Origin of the sequence: Olsenella sp. kh2p3 (assembly GCA_900119625.1) — a bacterium.
Lineage (GTDB): Bacteria > Actinomycetota > Coriobacteriia > Coriobacteriales > Atopobiaceae > Tractidigestivibacter.
In genome coordinates this window covers 133,139-150,665 of sequence record FPKD01000001.1, presented here as the reverse complement: position 1 = coordinate 150,665, position 17,527 = coordinate 133,139, and the positions used below count along the sequence as shown (strand labels likewise).

General features: G+C 61.2%; 19 protein-coding genes. 15 read left to right on the top strand and 4 right to left on the bottom strand.

Going from position 1 to position 17,527, the window contains the following annotated elements; genetic code table 11:
* The first annotated feature begins 49 nt into the window (after positions 1-49).
* The 7 genes from BT122_RS00675 (at position 50) to BT122_RS00645 (ending at position 4,631) form a co-directional block, all read left to right on the top strand.
* Positions 50-1,300, top strand: a complete 1,251-nt coding sequence (locus BT122_RS00675; RefSeq protein ID WP_218161945.1) for an EcsC family protein — start codon at positions 50-52, stop codon at positions 1,298-1,300.
* A 125-nt stretch (positions 1,301-1,425) separates the two neighbouring features.
* Complete coding sequence (locus BT122_RS00670; RefSeq protein ID WP_072354168.1) at positions 1,426-1,731, top strand: DUF6788 family protein; 306 nt, start codon at positions 1,426-1,428, stop codon at positions 1,729-1,731.
* The gene (locus tag BT122_RS00665; RefSeq protein ID WP_072354167.1) at positions 1,728-2,369 is read left to right on the top strand and encodes a GSU2403 family nucleotidyltransferase fold protein; all 642 of its coding nucleotides are present in this window, start codon (positions 1,728-1,730) and stop codon (positions 2,367-2,369) included. Before BT122_RS00670 ends, BT122_RS00665 begins: the two co-directional genes overlap by 4 nt.
* Positions 2,370-2,547: 178 nt before the next feature.
* Positions 2,548-2,796 (top strand): hypothetical protein, encoded by a 249-nt coding sequence (locus tag BT122_RS00660; RefSeq protein ID WP_143189930.1) that lies wholly within the window; start codon positions 2,548-2,550, stop codon positions 2,794-2,796.
* 99 nt (positions 2,797-2,895) lie between these two features.
* On the top strand, positions 2,896-3,363 hold the full coding sequence (locus BT122_RS00655) for a J domain-containing protein (protein WP_143189929.1): 468 nt from the start codon (positions 2,896-2,898) through the stop codon (positions 3,361-3,363).
* Positions 3,353-3,796 (top strand): HIRAN domain-containing protein, encoded by a 444-nt coding sequence (locus tag BT122_RS00650; RefSeq protein WP_083432229.1) that lies wholly within the window; start codon positions 3,353-3,355, stop codon positions 3,794-3,796. The genes BT122_RS00655 and BT122_RS00650 overlap by 11 nt, the downstream gene beginning before the upstream one ends.
* On the top strand, positions 3,789-4,631 hold the full coding sequence (locus BT122_RS00645; protein ID WP_072354164.1) for a tetratricopeptide repeat protein: 843 nt from the start codon (positions 3,789-3,791) through the stop codon (positions 4,629-4,631). Before BT122_RS00650 ends, BT122_RS00645 begins: the two co-directional genes overlap by 8 nt.
* Positions 4,632-5,227: 596 nt before the next feature.
* On the opposite strand, the gene BT122_RS00640 is transcribed toward BT122_RS00645, so the two are convergent.
* Positions 5,228-5,635 carry an iron chaperone gene (locus BT122_RS00640; RefSeq protein ID WP_072354163.1) on the bottom strand — a complete coding sequence of 136 codons (408 nt, stop codon included), beginning with the start codon at positions 5,633-5,635 and terminating at the stop codon, positions 5,228-5,230.
* Positions 5,636-5,952: 317 nt separating this feature from the next.
* Here BT122_RS00640 and BT122_RS00635 point away from each other — a divergent pair, with 317 nt between their 5' ends.
* Positions 5,953-7,143, top strand: coding sequence for an AAA family ATPase (locus BT122_RS00635; protein ID WP_072354162.1), 1,191 nt, complete (start codon positions 5,953-5,955; stop codon positions 7,141-7,143).
* Between the two features lie 9 nt (positions 7,144-7,152).
* Entirely contained in the window at positions 7,153-7,749 is a 597-nt protein-coding gene (locus BT122_RS00630; RefSeq protein ID WP_072354161.1) for an RloB domain-containing protein, read from the top strand.
* A 98-nt stretch (positions 7,750-7,847) separates the two neighbouring features.
* On the opposite strand, the gene BT122_RS00625 is transcribed toward BT122_RS00630, so the two are convergent.
* The gene (locus BT122_RS00625; protein WP_286130269.1) at positions 7,848-8,879 is read right to left on the bottom strand and encodes an ADP-ribosylglycohydrolase family protein; all 1,032 of its coding nucleotides are present in this window, start codon (positions 8,877-8,879) and stop codon (positions 7,848-7,850) included.
* A 573-nt stretch (positions 8,880-9,452) separates the two neighbouring features.
* On the opposite strand from BT122_RS00625, the gene BT122_RS00620 reads away from it, so the two are divergent.
* The 6 genes from BT122_RS00620 (at position 9,453) to BT122_RS00595 (ending at position 15,846) form a co-directional block, all read left to right on the top strand.
* Positions 9,453-11,399, top strand: a complete 1,947-nt coding sequence (locus BT122_RS00620; RefSeq protein ID WP_286130268.1) for a BglG family transcription antiterminator — start codon at positions 9,453-9,455, stop codon at positions 11,397-11,399.
* Between the two features lie 34 nt (positions 11,400-11,433).
* A complete protein-coding gene (locus tag BT122_RS00615) occupies positions 11,434-11,763 on the top strand; it encodes a PTS lactose/cellobiose transporter subunit IIA (protein ID WP_072354159.1) in 330 nt (109 codons plus the stop codon).
* A 60-nt stretch (positions 11,764-11,823) separates the two neighbouring features.
* The gene (locus BT122_RS00610; protein ID WP_072354158.1) at positions 11,824-12,129 is read left to right on the top strand and encodes a PTS sugar transporter subunit IIB; all 306 of its coding nucleotides are present in this window, start codon (positions 11,824-11,826) and stop codon (positions 12,127-12,129) included.
* A 75-nt stretch (positions 12,130-12,204) separates the two neighbouring features.
* Entirely contained in the window at positions 12,205-13,491 is a 1,287-nt protein-coding gene (locus tag BT122_RS00605; RefSeq protein ID WP_083432228.1) for a PTS sugar transporter subunit IIC, read from the top strand.
* Positions 13,492-13,612: 121 nt separating this feature from the next.
* The gene (locus BT122_RS00600; RefSeq protein WP_353612539.1) at positions 13,613-15,100 is read left to right on the top strand and encodes a 6-phospho-beta-glucosidase; all 1,488 of its coding nucleotides are present in this window, start codon (positions 13,613-13,615) and stop codon (positions 15,098-15,100) included.
* Positions 15,101-15,444: 344 nt separating this feature from the next.
* Positions 15,445-15,846, top strand: coding sequence for a hypothetical protein (locus BT122_RS00595; protein ID WP_072354157.1), 402 nt, complete (start codon positions 15,445-15,447; stop codon positions 15,844-15,846).
* A 365-nt stretch (positions 15,847-16,211) separates the two neighbouring features.
* On the opposite strand, the gene BT122_RS00590 is transcribed toward BT122_RS00595, so the two are convergent.
* Together BT122_RS00590 and BT122_RS00585 are read right to left on the bottom strand one after the other, a co-directional pair.
* On the bottom strand, positions 16,212-16,514 hold the full coding sequence (locus tag BT122_RS00590; protein ID WP_072354156.1) for a hypothetical protein: 303 nt from the start codon (positions 16,512-16,514) through the stop codon (positions 16,212-16,214).
* Positions 16,507-17,493: an ADP-ribosylglycohydrolase family protein gene (locus tag BT122_RS00585; RefSeq protein WP_072354155.1), complete on the bottom strand. Its 987-nt coding sequence runs from the start codon at positions 17,491-17,493 to the stop codon at positions 16,507-16,509. Before BT122_RS00585 ends, BT122_RS00590 begins: the two co-directional genes overlap by 8 nt.
* Positions 17,494-17,527 lie beyond the last annotated feature (34 nt).

Sequence of the window (17,527 nt, the reverse complement as noted above, 5' to 3'; positions counted from 1 at the left end):
AGCTGAGCTTTCGTAATTGCGATTGCTTGGAATAACGATTGGATCGGCTATGTCAGAGAATAGCTCCGAAGAGAATAAGCTCCAAGCTCCAAACCCAGTTGAGGTAGTAGGCGGAGCGATGGCCGCCGCTGCTGGTGCAGTTGCCGATGCGGCCGCGCAGGGTGCAAAGGCGGCTGCTGCCGGCGCAAAGCAGGTGCACCAGATGTTCGGAGGGGAATACGGCGGGGAGTTTGAAGGCAACGTCAGGGGCGAAGATGGCCGGTATCTCGTTCCCGACCCCCTGCTGGACGCTCGTGAGCTCAAGGAGATCGAATCCCTTAAGGAGCGCTATGAGCGCTTCGTAGAACCCGGGTTCCTGGCAAAGGCAGGCAAGGCCGTTTCAGATGCAACCCCACAGCCGGTGAAAGACGCTGCGGGAGCAGTTGGTGGTGCCGTTGCCGATACGTTCAATGGCCTATCTAAGCAGGAGCTCATTGCTGGTGCGCTCAAGTTTGCGGCGGAAGGATACGACAAGCTTGAGGAACAGGCGGTAAAGACCACCGTAAGCAGAGACTACGTGCTTCAGAGAATCGATGCCGGAAAGCAGGACGAGAAGGTCTCTGCATTTGATGAGATTTGCCTGCTACGATCCTACGATCTTGCAAAGGTTGTCGCAGACGAGCGCCTCCAGCACATGGGGCTTGCCTTGGCAGAGGGAGGCGGTCTTGGGGCCATAGGTTTCTGGGGGCTCCCAGCTAACCTGGCAATCAGCATGTTCATATACTTCAGGGCGGTTCAGTCCGTGGCTATGTTCTACGGTTACGATACGAAAGGCGATCCCACTGAGCTTGAGATCGCTAGTAAGGTGTTCTCTCAGGCGATGTCACCCTCCGAATCCGGCTCAGAAACCGCGAACAACTATGTCGGCAAGATCCTCCTGTACGGAGAGACGGTTGGATTGAAAAAGGCAGCCAAGAAGGGCTGGCAGGCAATGGCCGAGTCGAAGGGTGCGGCGCTGCTTATTGCCCAGATGAGGGCGATGGCCAACAAGGCCGCACAGAACGCCCTTGAGAAGAGCGGCCAAAAGGCGTTGGAGGCAGGCATTTTCACTAACGTATTCAAGGAGGTGGGCAGCAAGCTCACCTTAAAAAGCATCGGAAAGATGGTGCCCGTGGTTGGGGCAGGGTTTGGGGCACTCTTCGACACTGCGCAGATGAATCGGGTTCTTGACTTCGCGGACGTCTTCTACCGCAAGCGCTTCATTCTGGAAAAGCCTGAGAGGGTTGGAGAGCTAACGGGCACTAACCTGCTGCCTGAATGAGTCAAAGTGAGACAAAGGGAGACTCCCTTTGTCTCATGTCTTGCAGTGCAGCCTGGCATGGGGTCGTGTAGAATTACCCTACAAATAGTTCAATTTGCATGTGTTTGTAGGGTAAGGTTGCAACTATGCCGATTCTCGAAAATACGCTTGAAGAGGAATATGCTCGGTCGCTTAGGGTGACGGCTGCCTTGGAGCGAGAGATTGCGGGACTGCCAAAGGGCAGCATCCGCAAGCGCGAGATTGGCGGCCACGAGTACTACTACCTGCAGTGGCGTGAGGGAAAGAAGGTCAGGAGCCTCTACGTCAAGCGTGAGGACCTCGCTGAGCTTCGGCGTCAGCTAGAACTGCGCAAGTCGCACGAGGAGGCGCTCAAGGAGCAGGAGGAGTCGCGCAAGCTCATTGAGCGAGCATTGGGGAGAAAGCCCGTATGATTACGCAGGCGGAGGATTTCGAGCGGTTCTTGCGCGTTCTGGATAGGCAGGGATGCCTCCCTGATGTAATGGTGGTTGGCTCTTGGGCGGAGTTCCTCTATCGAGAAGCACGGCTGCTCAATGGTTTCGAGCCCAACCTGAAGACCATGGATATCGATTTCCTTGTTCGCAATATGCGAAAGCCGCAGCCTCCGGTAAATGTGCTGGTGGCCGCGAGAGAAGCGGGCTATGTGCCTGACGCAGACTATCTTGATGGAACAACCAAGATTTATAGCGATTCGGGTCTGGAGATTGAATTTCTTATTGGTAAGAAGGGTGCAGGTCGTGAGGCAGCCCTGAAAACCAATATTGGTGTGACTGCGCAGGCCTTATGGCATTTGGACATTTTGTCGAAGCATCCTGTGATTGTGCGATGGAGGGGGCTCGACATCACCGTACCCACTCCTGAAGCCTATACGGTCCACAAGATGTCAATTAACAATGAGCGCGGCCCAAAGGCGGAGAAGGATGCGAGCGCAATCGCAGGGCTATGGCCGCTTCTCGACCATGAAAAGCTTGATGCGGTGCTCAGTGAGATTAATAAAAAGGAGCGAGCAAGGGTCGATGCGTTCATTGCCGAGCATCATTTATCGAAATAGAGCTAGGTAAACCGACTCTTTACCGGGGACGCATCGCATGCGCATGTTACCTGGTCGCACAGCTTATGCATAGACTCGCACCAGCAACTCCCTAATTTATGTCGCGACCCTCGGCTACCGTGAGTGAGACAGTGGGAGACCCCCTTTGTCTCACTCACGCGAGGGGATGGTGGTCGCCATGGCAGAGATCGGGCCCACGGCAGAGGAGCTCAGGCGTGCAATACGCGAGGTGCGCTCGGACATCCTGGACATAGTCACGGCAATCGAGGACATCAAGCTCCAGCAGATCCCCCAGATATACAGCGACTACGCCCTCAAGATCGGCTGCTGGGAGAAGGAGCTCCTCGAGGCAGAGGTGGCCGCCTGCCGTGCCAAGAGGCGCTATGCCATCATACAGGCGCAGGTCAACCAGGGCAACGCCCCGTAGTACGAGAGCATCGAGGCCCAGCTCGGCGAGGAGCTCTCCGACTGGACCGCGAGGGCAGAGGAGGCTCAGGCCGCCTACGAGCAGGCGCTCGCGTGGAACATGGCACGGGTGCCCATGGCGCCGGCCGACACTGAGGAGCTGCACAAGCTCTACCGCACGCTCATGAAGCGCCTGCACCCAGACGTCCATGTGGGAGAAGACGAGAAACGCGCCGAGTACTTCGCGCTTGCCCAAAAGGCCTACCAGGACGGTGACATTGTGGTGCTTCGCTCGCTCGAGGCGGCGACGCGGCACTTTGATCCCAAGGATGACCTTGCGGAGGAGGAAGACACCAATGCTCTGGCCACGGAGCTGGAGCTCCAGCAGGTCGAGCGCTCTGCCATGAGGAAGCAGCTCAATGAGCTTGAGAACTGCGAGGACATGCAGCTGGGGAAGCTCCTCCAAGACCCGGAGTGGGTGAGCTCCCGCACTGCGGAGCTGCGCGAGGCCATCGAGGAGTGGGAGCGCACCCAGCGAGAGTTCGACTTGCGCGTTGCCAAGCTGAGGGAGGCCATCGATGGGGACTGAGGGAGCAACGCCGAACAGCTCGGCCGGCCTGGTGCCCGTCCGCCCCGGCGGTGCCGGCGCCATCATCCAGGCGATGCACGGGAAGGGCGGCATGGGCATAGAGATCCCCAAGCCCTTCTCGCGGCCAATCTGCCTTGTGCCGGACACGCGTATCGCGGGCACCACCCACATGGATGACATTGACGAGCTGGCCCCAAAGCTCTCCGAGGGCGAGCGGCTCTCGCTGGTTCGCGAGAAGGACAACAGGTACGACGAGTGGTGCATTAGGGTGAACACGTCGGCCGGCAGGCGCCTGGGCTTTGTCCCCGCGGACGTCAATGAGATTCCCGCCCGCCTCATGGACGGCGGGAAGGCGCTCTACGCGGAGGTAAACAAAGTCGAGAAGATCGGCGGCTGGTGGAAGATTGGGATGGGAGTGTGGCTCGATGACTGAGTGGCATGGTGACGATGACGGCACCCTCAACGCTCCAGTGTTTGGCTGGATGTGGCCCGAGAAGGTACCTGGTGGCGGGCCCAACATGGAATCCGGCCTTCCGCTGGTATGGATCACGCAGCAGGTGGTGGAGCCGCAGGATGGCAGGACCGGCCGTCGGTGCGTCTTTTGCTACGACCCAGAGGACGATCCGGCCGGAGAATTGGCTCTGGACGCGGGTGCGGACTACTACAACGAGGCAATGTCCTGCGATTGGAGGACCGAGCGCCGGCGTCGAGTGGAGTGCTTCCAGGCGGCGGAGGTTCTCTACCTGCATGCGTCGCGGCTGGGCAACGCCATGGCAGACGACGACCTTACCTACGTGTACAGCTACGACCGCTGTAAGGGGAACTACTGGGACTCCGTGGCTGCGGGCGCCAAGTTCCCAAGGCCGGAGGAGCGGCTGAGCATTGCCGAGCGTGCGTTTGCGCATTGCCGCGTTGCGGCAGAGGCGGGCATCGCCGAGTCCCGCTACAAGCTGGGGGACTTCCTGCGTGACGGTCGGGGGTGCGAGAAGGACGCGGACAAGGCGTACCAGTGGTATCGCCGTGCCTATGACCTGGGAAAGAGCGACTCTCCCGTGTACTGGGGAAGCGCGGCCCTGCGGCTGGGGAAGGCGCACGAGGAAGGCGAGGGCTGCACCCAGAGCTTCCAGGAGGCAAAGGACTGGTACTCTCGCGCCGTGGCCGGGCTTTCCGCTGCCGTGCGTGAGGGGGAGTCGTGGTATCGCGGCGCCCTCAAGAGCGCCGAGGCGGGCCTTGCGCGAGCAGAGCAGGAGGTTTCGGGGAAGTACTAGGGGTGACGCCGAAGCATCGTACGATGTTATTAGCGAGGCATAATCTCTGCCCGTCCTGCCACCCAGAAGGAGAGGGGGAGCTATGAGCGCAACGCGCAACAGCACTGACGCACTGCTCGATAGCTTCGATGCAGCGCGGACATGATGTCCGGCCTTCGTTGCTGGGTGCGGTGTTGTCCTATCGCTATTTCCGGTTGGGCGCAGTCCGGTAAGGTTAGCGGTTACACATTCGAGTGCGATCGTGTGATGCACCCAGCTTGCTACACGTTTGAACGCTGAATGTGTGACGACGGGCAGCCGAGAATGCATGACTTAGGGAATCCGATTAGGGCCAGTGAGATTCCCTGCACAAAAATCGACATTGACGGTACGTTTTCGGCAAATCGCTGAGTACGAAGTCCCTAACTTTTTACGGAGCCGCAGGTAGTGAAATGGCACTCGCGGGGTGATACTAAGCGGGACCCCGAATTTGTACCGTCAATGTCGATTTTTGTGCAGGGCGCAGCCCAAGATGGTTCAATGGCGCCCGACACTCACCAGACCTGGGATGCGAGCATCTCAGACCCTGTCGAAAACAAGCTTCTTCCGGGAAAGCACTAGGCTTCCGTCCCACCAAGGCACCACGCGGCGATGCGGGCGATAAGGTCGACGTCGACCTGGCCGTAGGGGATGCGGATGCTGCCCTTGCTGTAGGAATATGTGCCGTCCAGCTCGCCTGCAAAGTGCGCAACCGCCTCGGCACCGGGGTAGAGCCCGACGTGGTGCCTGTTGGCGGCGAAGTGGATGAGGTTGCGCCCCTGCCAGTAGGTGGGCATGCCCCAGGAGATCCTCTCTTCCGCGTTGGGGAGGGTAGCCCGCAGAGCGTCTCTCACCTGGATGAGCTCAGGCCGCACTCCCTCGGGCTGCCGGGCGATGTACTCGTCGACGGTGAGGGGCTTCTCGCCGCAGGAGTGAGACTGGCTCTCGCGGGCAAACTCACGCCCGCACTTTGGGCACTTCCACATGGGGTCTCCTTGATGGCGGGCGTCCTAGCGGTGTCTACGGGATGAAGTGCGCAGGATGGGGACAAAGAGCCAAAAGCCGGGGGACTTCCCCCGGCACTTGGAGGTAGTGTCAATACCACCACCAGCGACTTTATACCACACGCTGCAACATGCGCGAGGAGATTGCTCTTTGCCTGTTCCAGCTGCAATAGAGAGAAGCTCAATTTGAAAGAGAGCCCTTCTAATTCGTATTGGAATGAAAGAAGCCATATTTCGTTATTTACTTGCGAAATATTGTTAATCTCATTATTCTAGTAATTACAAAAGGGAGGTGTGCCGTGTACAAGCTCATATCGCTCACCATGGGCAACTACCGCTCATTCTGCGCTCCGCAAACGCTATCTCTAGACGGACGTGGGGGACATTCTGTCACTGCCGTATTCGGTCCAAACGCGGGCGGCAAGTCCAATATTGCAAAGGCTCTCGCCGCCCTCGTCAACTCGGTTCGGAGGTCCTCCGACCCGAACTTCCGTCTCCCTTATGAGCCATTCCTTCTAAAAGCAGGCATGGACCAAGAACCAACGTCTCTAGGCGTTGCCTTCACGCTGGACGGTAGGCGCTACGAGTACTCTGTTTCGTTTACCGCGGAAAGAGTTACGTACGAAGTCCTGCGTGAGCAATCCTCTAAAAATAGCAGGATGAACCTAGTATTCGAGAGAACCTCCAAGGGACTCAATCCGTACGCCAAACAATATGGCTTCAGTAAAAGGCTCCTCGAAAGGACTCGTCCTGACACCCTTGTCATCACAAAGGGGCGCGAGGACAACAACGAGTACTCCAATATCGTGTTTGGGCTCTTGGACCATATCACCACAGTTGCACCAAGCTCCAATGCCCCGACGCCATTGTTCGTGGAAATGCTGAAGAACAATGCAGGACTTCGTACCAAGACGCTGGAACTGCTCAAGCGCTGTGACTTCTCAATACGCGACATCAAGTTCACTGACGTCGCGCTTCCCGAAGATTTCTTCGACCAGCTGCCCGTTCAACTTCCCGCAGAGGTGAAGAGGGCAATGGTGGAACGGGGTTCCACGGCATTTACGACAGTCCATGCAGTGCGTGACAAAGAGCAGACCGTTGTGGGGTCTCGCGACCTTGACTTCTGGAGCCAAGAATCCATGGGAACACAGAAGTTCTTTGAGGTTGCCGTGCCCATCATCGATGCCCTGGAGAACGATAAGACCATCTTCATCGATGAATTTGGTACATATATTCACCCCACGCTCGTGCATGCCATCATCTCCCTGTTCGGGGAGTCCGACAGCAAGGCCGCCTACATGATTCTCACGACTCATGGCACAAACATGCTCCGTGAGCTCTCGCGTGATGAGATTGTCCTCGTTGAGAAGAACCATGCGGAGGAGTCCCTCATCACGCCTTTGCGTGATCTGGGTGTGCGCGATGGGGAGGCCTTTGAGAAGAGATACCTTGCCGGACTCTACGGCGGCATTCCCATCATCGAGGACTAGGAGCGGGGTGTGGCGCAGGGGAACCGAAAGAAGAAGAGGTTTCTGCTCATCTGCTGCGAGGGCAAGACCGAGAGGGAATGCTTCGCGATCTTGAGAAGGCTTTACCGCCTTCCGGGGGCACGGGTTGTTATTTTGGGCGAAAAGGGCCAGCACAAGGTCCTCATCGACAGGACTGTCAATGAGCGAAAGATGTTCTGCGAGCAGAATGACATCGCTCCTGGTGACCTGGAATGCTGGGCGGTCTGCGATGACGATGACATGCTCCTCTCCTATGCGGAGCTTCTCCGGTATTCGGAGGATAACGATGTCCGTCTCGCGTTTTCGCGTCCGCAGTTCGAAGCTTTTCTCCTGCAGCACTTCGAGCAGTCGGGAGAACACGACCAAAAGAGGCTGTATGCGAAGCTCGGCGAGTACGCAAGTGCCTGTTGCGGAACAGCCGTTGAATACGAGAAGGCAGACCTCAGGTGGATGGCTGATGCCATCGATAAAAAGCCGAAGCTAGTGAGGATTGCCGTAACCAACGCAGACCAGAGAAGAAAACAGTCCGGAAGGGTCTTCCTTACCGTGCAGGACTTGGTCAAGCGGATGCAGGAGCTGGGAAAGTAGCTTCAGCTTTCAGGACAAGTTGAAGGGAGCGTTACGCTCTGCCGACCTTGGCTGATTCCGGCAGCAACGTGCGGCGCTGCCAGCGAGAACCCCGCACCCTAGAGCAGGCACGCGTCGATGGTCGCCTTGCCGAGAAGCGCGTCGAGCCACTCGCTCGGGATGCCCCCCATGCCGTACGCGATGCCGGCGAGCCCTCCCGCCACCGCGGCGGTGGTGTCCGTGTCGTCCCCTAGGTTCACCGCCGCGAGCACGCACTCGGCGTAGCTCTTGGTGTTGGCGAGGCACCACAGGGCGGCGCGTTCGGTGTCCAGCACAAAGCCGCCGGAGCGGATCTGGCTCGCGGGAACGCCCACAAGGCTGCCCACAACGTCGCGCGGTCCCTCGCCGGCGATGAGCCTGCGGGCCACGTGCACCATGCGAACGCATGCCTCGCAGGAGGTGGCGTGCGCGTGCGTGATGGCGGAGACGGCGCGCACCTCGTCGTCCGTCGCGCCGGTGAACGCGAGCGGGAGGATGCGCATGAGGGACCCGTTGCCGTTGTCGCGCTCGCCCGTGCGACCGCGCCCGGAGGAGAGCGCGTCGGCGGTGGTGCCGCCGATGTCGAAGAGGCCGCTCACAGTGTACGCGCCCTCGCGGTACCAGCGGACGAAGCGCTCCCGCATGTCGCGCACATCGATGCGGCCCGTGGCGCGGATGCTGTCGCAGGTTGCGAGCGCCATGGAGGTGTCATCACTCCAGGTGCCGGCTGGCTGGTTGTGCGAGCCGTGCCCCACCATGCCCGTGCACTCGAACGTGCCGCGGGCGCGGAACTCGTGCGGCACGCCGAGGGCGTCGCCCACGGCCTGTCCGTAGACGCAGCCGCGAAGGGTGGGGGAGGGATGCTGCGAGGCGGGCATGGGACTCATTTCGGGGGCGTCGAACGTCACAGTGACGATGAGCGTGCGACAATCGCCGCCGGTGCGTTGATGCCATTTTATGGTCCAACGATATGAGAGGATCCAGGAGATGAAAGCGTACATCCAGAGCGGGAACGGGATGCCACGGGGCATGAGCCAGTACACCGCTTGGCTTGGGTTCAAGAACATGGGGGTAGAGACGAGCTGCCTAGCCGGTCTCCACTGGACGGACATGGGCGGGGAGACCTTCCCCGTTTGTCGCGGAGGTTGAGCCGCCAAATATTGAGCGAACTACCAAACAAGTGGTTAGGCAGAACGACCTAGTTGTCTGCAATGCCGACCAGGTCTGTGACTGTGTGACCAAGTGGGGGACCAAGTTGAGTGACCAGATGATTAAGCTTAGCGATCAAGTCATCGAGTCAGCTGAAGAAAAGAATGTCGGCAATGATGTCGGGAATGGCGGTAATGGTTGTCGGTAATGTCGGTAATGTCGGTAATGCCGTTGGGGCCAAGACGTTGTCAGCAACCGAGAGGTGTCTTCGATGCAACGCAAACAACTCCAATCTCGACAGCAATAGAGATGCCGACTGCGATTGGTGCGAATGAGATCCAAGCGGAGAGGGCTAGAATGCCTCTGAGAGATGCCAACCCCATAGAGTGCGTAGGCGGCACGTGCAGGGGCGAGAAGAACCCAGCCTCGCGGACCCCGTCGCGTGGAATCGTTGGCGGGTTTCCGCGACAACGGAAAAAGCTTTCGTGGAGACCCCGGGAACTCCTTCTTAGGATTGAAGAGGAGAAGGAGGGAACGTGGACGCCAAGCTCATCAAGCTCATCGAAATTATTCGGAACGAGAGACAGATTGCCCCAGCGGAGCTCGCAGAACGACTGGGCGTGAGCGTCCGCACGGTCCGCACCTACGTGAACCGCATCAACGCCCTTCTCGCCGAGTCTGACAACGCAGCTGGGGACCGGCGCTCGGCGGGCCGCATCGAGATGAAGAGTTCGTCGACGTATCGCTTTGAGGGCGTGGACCCCTCCCTTTTGGACGAGCTGCTCGGCACGGGGGAGGAGCATCAGAGTGCGGACGGTACCCGGCTTCCCGAGACCACGGAGGGTCGCGTCGCCTACCTAATGAACGATCTACTCTACCGGGCGGACTGGATTACGATTGACGACCTCGCCCAGATACTCTTTGTCTCGCGTGCTACGGTGAGCGAGGACCTGAAGGAGGTCGAGCAACGTCTCGGGCGCTTTGACCTCTCGATCGAGCGTCGGCCGCGTTACGGGATTCGCGTTGTCGGTCCCGAGATCAAGCGCCGCCTCTGCCTCGCTGCCCTTGCGGCGAGTGGGAGCGTCCCGGCCGCGGCGTGCGCGACCCGCTCCGTTCAGGACGTGATCAACGCGATCGACGCCTACGTGGGCGAGGTCACGGAGCGCGGCGACTTCCAGATCAACGCGCTCGCGCGCCAGAACCTCCTCGTACACATCGCGGTCTCAGTGATGCGCATCAGGGAGAGCTGCTACGTCCCCATGGAGGACGAGCAACTGGGGCGCATTCGCGCGACGCGCGAGTTCCCTGTGGCGCAGGAAATAGCGCGCCGGGTCGAGCGACACTTTGGCGTAGAGCTGCCCGAGTCGGAGGTCGCCTACATCGCCATCCATCTCGCTGGGAGGCAGAGCCTCTACTTCCCGGCCGACGCCCCCGAGAACGAGCTCGTAATATCCGATGAGGTGTGGGGCGTCGTGGAGCTCATGGTCGAGCGCGTGTGGGACGCCTTCCGCTTCGACTTCCGCGACGACCTCGAGCTGCGCATGAACCTCGCCTGTCACGTGACACCGCTCGCCGTCCGGCTGCGCTATCACATGCGCATGGAGAACCCTCTTCTCTCGGACATCAAGCATCGCTACCCGCTTGCGTGGACCATGGCTGTCGAGGCCTCGGCTGTGCTCAGTCGGACCTACGAGGCGCGGCTGAGCGACGACGAGGTCGGATATATCGCACTCGCCTTCGAGCTTGCACTCGAGCGGCAGAAGGGCGAGGCCAACCGCAGGAGCATCCTCATCGTGTGCGCGTCTGGCGCGGGCGCTGCGCGCTTGCTCGAGCAGCGATACCGGCGAGAGTTCGGGGCGTACCTCGACCGGGTTCAGGCGTGCGATGTGGGGAGCGTCGACCGGGTGGACTTCTCTCGCGTGGACTACGTCTTCACGACCGTGCCGCTCAAGCGCAGGCTTCCCGTGCCCGTCTGCGAGGTGAGCCTCTTCCTTGACGGGGGAGACATCCATCGCGTCCGTGAGGCACTTGAGGTGTCGGCGTACCCCCAGGGCGTGGGGGCCTACTTCGACAGGGGACTGTTCTTTCCTCACTTCGAGGCCGCCAACAAGCGCGAGGCGCTCGGCAGGCTCTGCGAGCTCGTCGCCGAGCGGCATCCCCTGCCCGAAGGCTTCTCTCAACTCGTCTGGGACAGGGAGGAGGCCTCGCCGACCTCCTTTGGGAACCGCGTGAGCATGCCGCACCCCCTCGAGCCGTGCACTCCCGACACCTTCGTTGCCGTCGCCCTGCTCGACGAGCCCGTCCGCTGGGCGCCTGATGTAGACGTGCGGGCAATCTTTCTTGTGAGCGTGTCAACGAGCACCAAGAAGAACCTCCAGGGCTTCTATGACCGCATGTCGCGGCTACTCATGAGTCCGGAGGACATCGAGACGCTGATCAGCCGGCAGGACTTCGACACCCTGCTGGAGCTTTTGAACCGATAGTGCGCACGAGACCGGAACGAGAGAGGAGGAAACGATGGAAGAAGCGAAGTACGAGAACGCTATGCAGATCATCCTGCACGCCGGCGACGCGAAGTCCTCGGCGCTCATGGCCGTCGACGCTGCCGCGGAGGGCGACTTTGCCGCGGCTGAGGACCATCTCAGGGAGTCCCAGGAGGAAATGCACGCCGCCCACGAGACGCAGCTCTCGCTCATCCAGGGGGAGGCAAGCGGCCAGCACGTCGAGGTGAATGTCATTCTCGTTCACGCGCAGGACCACCTGACTATGGCAATCATGGCGAGTGATCTCGCTGAGCGGATGGTCGAGATGTACCGCCGCATGGCGAAGCTTGAGGCTGGGGCATAGCCTGCCGGACCACAGTCAACAGTCACGCGGGGCCGCAGCGCCCCGCCGAAAGGAGAGACCATGAACATCATGCTGGCTTGTGCTGCCGGAATGTCCACCTCGCTCGTGGTGAGCAAGATGCGCGAGGCGGCCAAGGAGCAGGGCAAGGACTACAAGATTTGGGCCGTCGAGCAGGGTCAGGTTGCCTCCGAGATTGGCAACTTTGACGTGCTCCTCCTGGGTCCGCAGATTCGTCACATGGAGCGCAAACTGGTCCAGACGGTCAATGGTGCTGCGCCCGTGGCGGTCATCAACCCCATGGCCTATGGCCGTTGCGATGGCGCTGCGGTGCTCAAGCAGGCCGAGGAGCTCGTCGCCGGCAAGTAAGTAGCGCGTGGCGTCGAGCCACCCCGTACGGACAACCGAAAGCTCTTTCAGACGCTCTAATAGGAGTGACACCCCATGCTTGAAAAGTTTACCAACTTCATGGAACGCATTCTGACGCCCGTGGCCGACTTCATGAACGCCAACAAGTATGTTGTGGCCATCCAGAAGGCCTTTACCACCTACACCCCCATTGTCATCACGGGCTCGTTCGCCTTCATGCTAAACCTCATGCTCTGCTCCACTTCGAGCGGCCTGGCCCAGTTCAGCGGCTTCGAGTGGCTGACCAGCTACTCCAATGTTTTCAGCACCGTCAACTACGCCTGCATCTCCTGCATGGCACTGTGGATCGCCTTCCTGGTTGCCTACTCAATCGGCGAGCAGGATGGTAGGAAGCCGCTCATCTGCGGCCTGATCTCCGTCTGCTGCTTCATCACCGTGCTGGACCCCGACAACATCGCAGGCAGCCTCAACGCCTCCGCGCTGTTCCTGGCGTTTTTCGTGGGCATCGTCTCCATGGCTATCTTCAACGGTCTCATGGGGTTCGAGCGCATCAAGATCAAACTGCCTGAGTCCGTCCCCGAGATGATCTCCACCAGCTTCAACGCGCTTATCCCCGCGTTCATCACGATTATGCTCTTCGGCGTGTTTGCCGGCGTTCTGTACGCCTTCACCGGGACCTTCATCAACTCCATCATCTACAACGTCATCCAGATTCCCTTCAATCAGGTCATCGGCTCACAGATCGGCGTTAGCATCATCACGGTCCTCTCGCAGCTGCTGTGGTGGATGGGCATTCACGGCCACATGGCCATGAACGCCGTCGCCAAGCCCGTCCGGACTGCCGCGCTTGCGGCCAACATCGCCGCCGTCGCGGCGGGTGCCATGCCTCCCGAGTTCTACACGCTGGCCTTCGTCCATCTGTTCATGAACTTGGGTGGCTCCGGCATCGTTATCTCGCTCGCCCTGGCCATCCTCGCGTTCTCCAAGCGTGCCGACTACCGAGAGGTCACCAAGCTCTCCTTCGTGCCCCTGATCTTTGGTATCTCCGAGCCCATGGTCTTCGGCCTTCCCATCATGCTAAATCCCACGTTCTTCTTCCCCTTCGTGATCGCCCCGCTCGTGACGTGCAATATCGGTTACTACGCAATCACCTCGGGATTCCTTACCTCCTCCTACGTTGAGTCCATTGCCGGCGCCCCCATGTTCCTCCAGCAGTTCCTCGCCTTCAGCGGACAGTGGCAGGCCCTGCTCATGGCCGTGATCGTCATCGCCGTGGCGTTTGTGATCTACGTGCCGTTCGTGTTCGTCTCCAACAAGCAGTACGAGCGCGAGCAGGCCAAGGCTGCCAAGCTCGAGGCCTAGGACAGCCCTCCACCGCCGGCGGGTCGCGCCGTTGCGACGCCGTGGCCCGCCGTTGTCCTCTATCCCCCTGGGGGCGCGGTCGCGTGCAGCCGTGCCCCTCCCTTTACCGAGGAGGTTTTCCATGCAAACGACCACAGCCGCGGACGTTGCCCTCGAGTCCGGAGGGTCTGCAATCATCGCCTCGCGAGCCGTTCCCGTCAAGAGCGCACAAGGGATGCCGAGCGGCTTTCTCTGGGGAGGAGCTGTCGCTGCCAACCAGGTCGAGGGCGCCTATCTCGAGGACGGCAAAGGCGTCTCCATCGCCGACGTCCAGACCGCCGGGGCCCATGGCGTCCCGCGCGAGATTCACGAGGCCGTACGCGAGGGTGTCTACTATCCCAACCACCAAGGCATCGACGCCTATCATCGCTATAGGGAGGACATTGCGCTCTTTGCAGAGATGGGCTTCACGTGTCTGCGGACCTCGATTAGCTGGGCGCGCGTTTATCCCAACGGGGACGACCCCGAGCCCAACGAGGCCGGGCTCGCCTTCTACGACCGCGTCTTCGACGATATGGTCGCCCATGGCATCGAGCCTGTCGTCACAATCTCGCATTACGAGATGCCCCTCCGCTTGGTGAGCGAGTACGGCTCGTGGCGCAACCCCGCGCTCATAGACTTCTACCTTCGCTTTTGCGAGACCATCTTCACCCGCTACCGCGAAAAGGTCCGCATATGGATGACGTTCAACGAGATTAACGAGACCATGAACAAGCGCACGCCCTTCAACCAGGCGGGCCTCGTCTTCTCAGAGGGGGAGGATGTGAACGAGGTCAAGGTCCGGGCGAGCCATCACATGTTCCTCGCCGCCGCGCGTGCCGTTGCGCTCGGCCATAAGATCAACCCGGCCTTCAGAATCGGCTGCATGGTCCAGTACCCGACCACCTACGCCAAGACCTGCCGTCCGGAGGATGTGCTCGCCCGGCGACTCAACATGCTCCCCAACTACTATTACACCGATGTCATGGTGAGAGGGCACTACACCAACCTGTGCCGCGCCCAGCTTCGGCGCCTGGGCGTCGAGCTCGAGGTGAGCGAGGAGGACGCTGCGATTCTGGCGGCGGGGACGTCCGACTTCATCGCGTTCAGCTACTACTTCTCGTCTGTCGCCTCGAGCGAGACCGGCGACGACCTGCTCGTGGAGCGCGGCAACCCCTACCTCGATCGCACCGACTGGGGCTGGCCCATCGACGAGATCGGCCTGCGCGTTGCCCTCAACGAGCTCTATGACCGCTACCAGGTGCCCCTTTTCGTGGTCGAGAACGGTCTGGGTGCGCTCGACGAGCCCGACGAGAGCGGCTTCGTCGCTGACGATTACCGCATCGACTTCCTGCGGCGGCACATCATCCAGATGGAGCGCGCCGTGAACGAGGACTACATCGATTTGATGGGCTACACCACGTGGGGACCCATCGACCTCGTGTCGGTGGGGACCGGCGAGATGAGAAAGCGCTACGGCTTCATTTACGTCGACCGCGACGATGCCGGCAACGGAACGCTAGCGCGCAGCAAGAAGAAGAGTTTCGACTGGTACCGTCGCGTCATCGCCTCGAACGGGCGGGAGCTTTAGGCCACAGGTTCTTCTGGCTGGGAGCCCTTCTTGAGACGTGCGTTAGAGAACCGGTCCCGTGGCTGGACCGCCGTTAGGAGACACGTGTCGTGGCGCTCCTTTGGGCAATATCGCATAGAGATTCGGGGGCATGGCAGCGAGAAATCCGCCATGCCCCGATTCCTTAGCGGCATCCCGTCACGCCCCGCGATTACAAACGATCCCGGGCGCCGCGCCAGGGGGGAGAGGGAAGGATCCGCCTCCGCCGCCCGCGCTCATGTTCGACCACTCGTGAAACCATCCGCCGCGCTCGTGAGGAGTTCAGCCAGCATCTGCCCGTCGCTCACAGAATTGCTGCCACAGGGTTGCTCGCCAAGGCAAAGGAGGAGAGCGACGAGACGTCCGTGCATGTGACGGACAAGGGCATCATCCTGCTCACGAACGGCGACATCCTGCAGCTCGCGCCGGGCTCGAGCGGGGTCCCGTTTGGCCACGCCTACTTCAATCTGTCCTATTCCGGCTACGGCGCCGCGGCGGCTCAGGACACGACGATGGTCACCCCCGAGGCGGCGCTGTCGTCCCACTTCGAGGTGAACGGTGCCTCGACCGAGGTCATGAGCGTCGCCAAGCTTACCTTGCCGGACGACGCCGAGGGCGCCCACGCGCTCGACTACAGCTACTCGTCGGCGACCTCCGGTGAGCAGATGCTCGAGTCGAAACGCATCTTTGCTTACAACCCGAGCATCTTCGCTCGGGTGAAAGACTAATTGTTGAAGCCAAGAAATAATTCACCAGATGTGACGGCGGTTCGTGCCCATCCGCACCAATGTACCCTCGCCAGTTCTGTCATCGTTGCGCGCCGGATTCCAGTCGTGGCCGTTTCAGTGCGGAGGGTGGTAGGGCTTGACGTGGTAGCTAGGGTACGTGCCTGCCAGCGCCCCATGCTCGCGACGATCCACCAGTGACGGCCCCGTGGCGCGGATGACCGCACACTATCCGAATTCCGCCAGACACGCCGTGCGACTCGCGAGTCCTACTGACGGCGCGGGGCCCTAAAGAACCTGCGACGTCCCAGCCGCGCCGCTGCCGCCCGCTGCATCCCCGTACCAGCGCGTGCGGTACTCCTTGCGGGTCACATGAGCCCTGCCGCAACCTCCGCCATGTCCTGCTGCTTCTCCGAGGCCCTGTCTTGGATGATTGAGTCGTCAAATATGGCGCTCACGTCGCCCTCCTCGGGCAGGCTCTTTCCTATGCTCCTCTCGTAGGCCATGGTCGCCCTGGAGACACCCACCAGAGCACCCTGCAGGTTGTTCTCGTTCTTCCTGATGTTGCGGATCAGTGCGCTGTTGTCGGAGCTCACCTCGGTCGCCGTCTTCACGTAGCCGACGTTGTCCAGGTCGAAGTAGTTCGTCCCTAGGCCGACGAGATCACCCAAGACTTGCAGCGCCAGGCGGAACGCCTTGCCCTGCGCCCCGGTGCGCAGTGCGGGGGCGAACTCCTGGATCGTGTCCTCGGTTGACATGACCTTCCTGAACACCGTGCAGTCGCCCTTGCCGAACGGGATGGGCACCCGCCTCCCGGCGTCCGCGAACACGCTCTGGCCATAGGGCGAGAAGTCCACCCTCGTGTTCGGCACCGCCGGCCGCACGATGCCGAACGTCGGCCCCACGGAGCCCGTGCCGACCTCCTCCGCGACGCCCGGCACGCCCACGACCCGCCACCGCGGCGGTGGTGTCCGTGTCGTCCCCCAGGTTCACCGCCGCGAGCACGCACTCGGCGTAGCTCGAGGTGTTTGCGAGGCACCACAGGGCGGCGCGCTCGGTGTCCAGCACAAAGCCGCCGGAGCGGATCTGGCTCGCAGGCACGCCCACGAGGCTGCCCGCGACGTCGCGCGGCCCCTCGCCGGCGATGAGCCTGCGGGCCACGTGCACCATGCGAACGCACGCCTCGCAGGAGGTGGCGTGCGCGTGCGTGATGGCGGAGACGGCGCGAACCTCGTCGTCCGTCGCGTCCGTGAACGCGAGTGGGAGGATGCGCATAAGGGACCCGTTGCCGTTGTCGCGCTCGCCCGTGCGACCGCGCCCGGAGGAGAGCGCGTCGGCGGTGGTGCCGCCGATGTCGAAGAGGCCGCTCACGGTGTACGCGCCCTCGCGGTACCAACGGACGAAGCGCTCCCGCATGTCGCGAACGTCGATGCGGCCCGTGGCACGGATGCTGTCGCAGCTCGCGAGCGACATGGAGGTGTCGTCACTCCAAGTGCCGGCGGGTTGGTTGTGAGAGCCGTGCCCCGCCATGCCCGTGCACTCGAACGTGCAGCGGGCGCGGAACTCGTACGGCACGCCGAGGGCGTCGCCCACGGCCTGTCCGTAGACGCAGTCGCGAAGGGTGGGGGAGTGCTGTTGCGAGACGGGCATGGGGCTCCTTTCGAGGGAGATGGAGGTGGCAGCG

Excerpts from the sequence above, each read along its gene's own strand:
- BT122_RS00640 (WP_072354163.1), bottom strand. The coding sequence starts at position 5,635 with ATGTGGAAGTGCCCAAAGTGCGGGCGTGAGTTTGCCCGCGAGAGCCAG.
- BT122_RS00610 (WP_072354158.1), top strand. The coding sequence starts at position 11,824 with ATGAACATCATGCTGGCTTGTGCTGCCGGAATGTCCACCTCGCTCGTG.
- BT122_RS00605 (WP_083432228.1), top strand. The coding sequence starts at position 12,205 with ATGCTTGAAAAGTTTACCAACTTCATGGAACGCATTCTGACGCCCGTG.
- BT122_RS00660 (WP_143189930.1), top strand. The coding sequence starts at position 2,548 with ATGGCAGAGATCGGGCCCACGGCAGAGGAGCTCAGGCGTGCAATACGC.
- BT122_RS00585 (WP_072354155.1), bottom strand. The coding sequence starts at position 17,493 with ATGCCCGTCTCGCAACAGCACTCCCCCACCCTTCGCGACTGCGTCTAC.
- BT122_RS00600 (WP_353612539.1), top strand. The coding sequence starts at position 13,613 with ATGCAAACGACCACAGCCGCGGACGTTGCCCTCGAGTCCGGAGGGTCT.
- BT122_RS00675 (WP_218161945.1), top strand. The coding sequence starts at position 50 with ATGTCAGAGAATAGCTCCGAAGAGAATAAGCTCCAAGCTCCAAACCCA.
- BT122_RS00665 (WP_072354167.1), top strand. The coding sequence starts at position 1,728 with ATGATTACGCAGGCGGAGGATTTCGAGCGGTTCTTGCGCGTTCTGGAT.
- BT122_RS00670 (WP_072354168.1), top strand. The coding sequence starts at position 1,426 with ATGCCGATTCTCGAAAATACGCTTGAAGAGGAATATGCTCGGTCGCTT.
- BT122_RS00645 (WP_072354164.1), top strand. The coding sequence starts at position 3,789 with ATGACTGAGTGGCATGGTGACGATGACGGCACCCTCAACGCTCCAGTG.
- BT122_RS00615 (WP_072354159.1), top strand. The coding sequence starts at position 11,434 with ATGGAAGAAGCGAAGTACGAGAACGCTATGCAGATCATCCTGCACGCC.
- BT122_RS00655 (WP_143189929.1), top strand. The coding sequence starts at position 2,896 with ATGGCACGGGTGCCCATGGCGCCGGCCGACACTGAGGAGCTGCACAAG.
- BT122_RS00625 (WP_286130269.1), bottom strand. The coding sequence starts at position 8,879 with ATGTCCGTCCAGTGGAGACCGGCTAGGCAGCTCGTCTCTACCCCCATG.
- BT122_RS00650 (WP_083432229.1), top strand. The coding sequence starts at position 3,353 with ATGGGGACTGAGGGAGCAACGCCGAACAGCTCGGCCGGCCTGGTGCCC.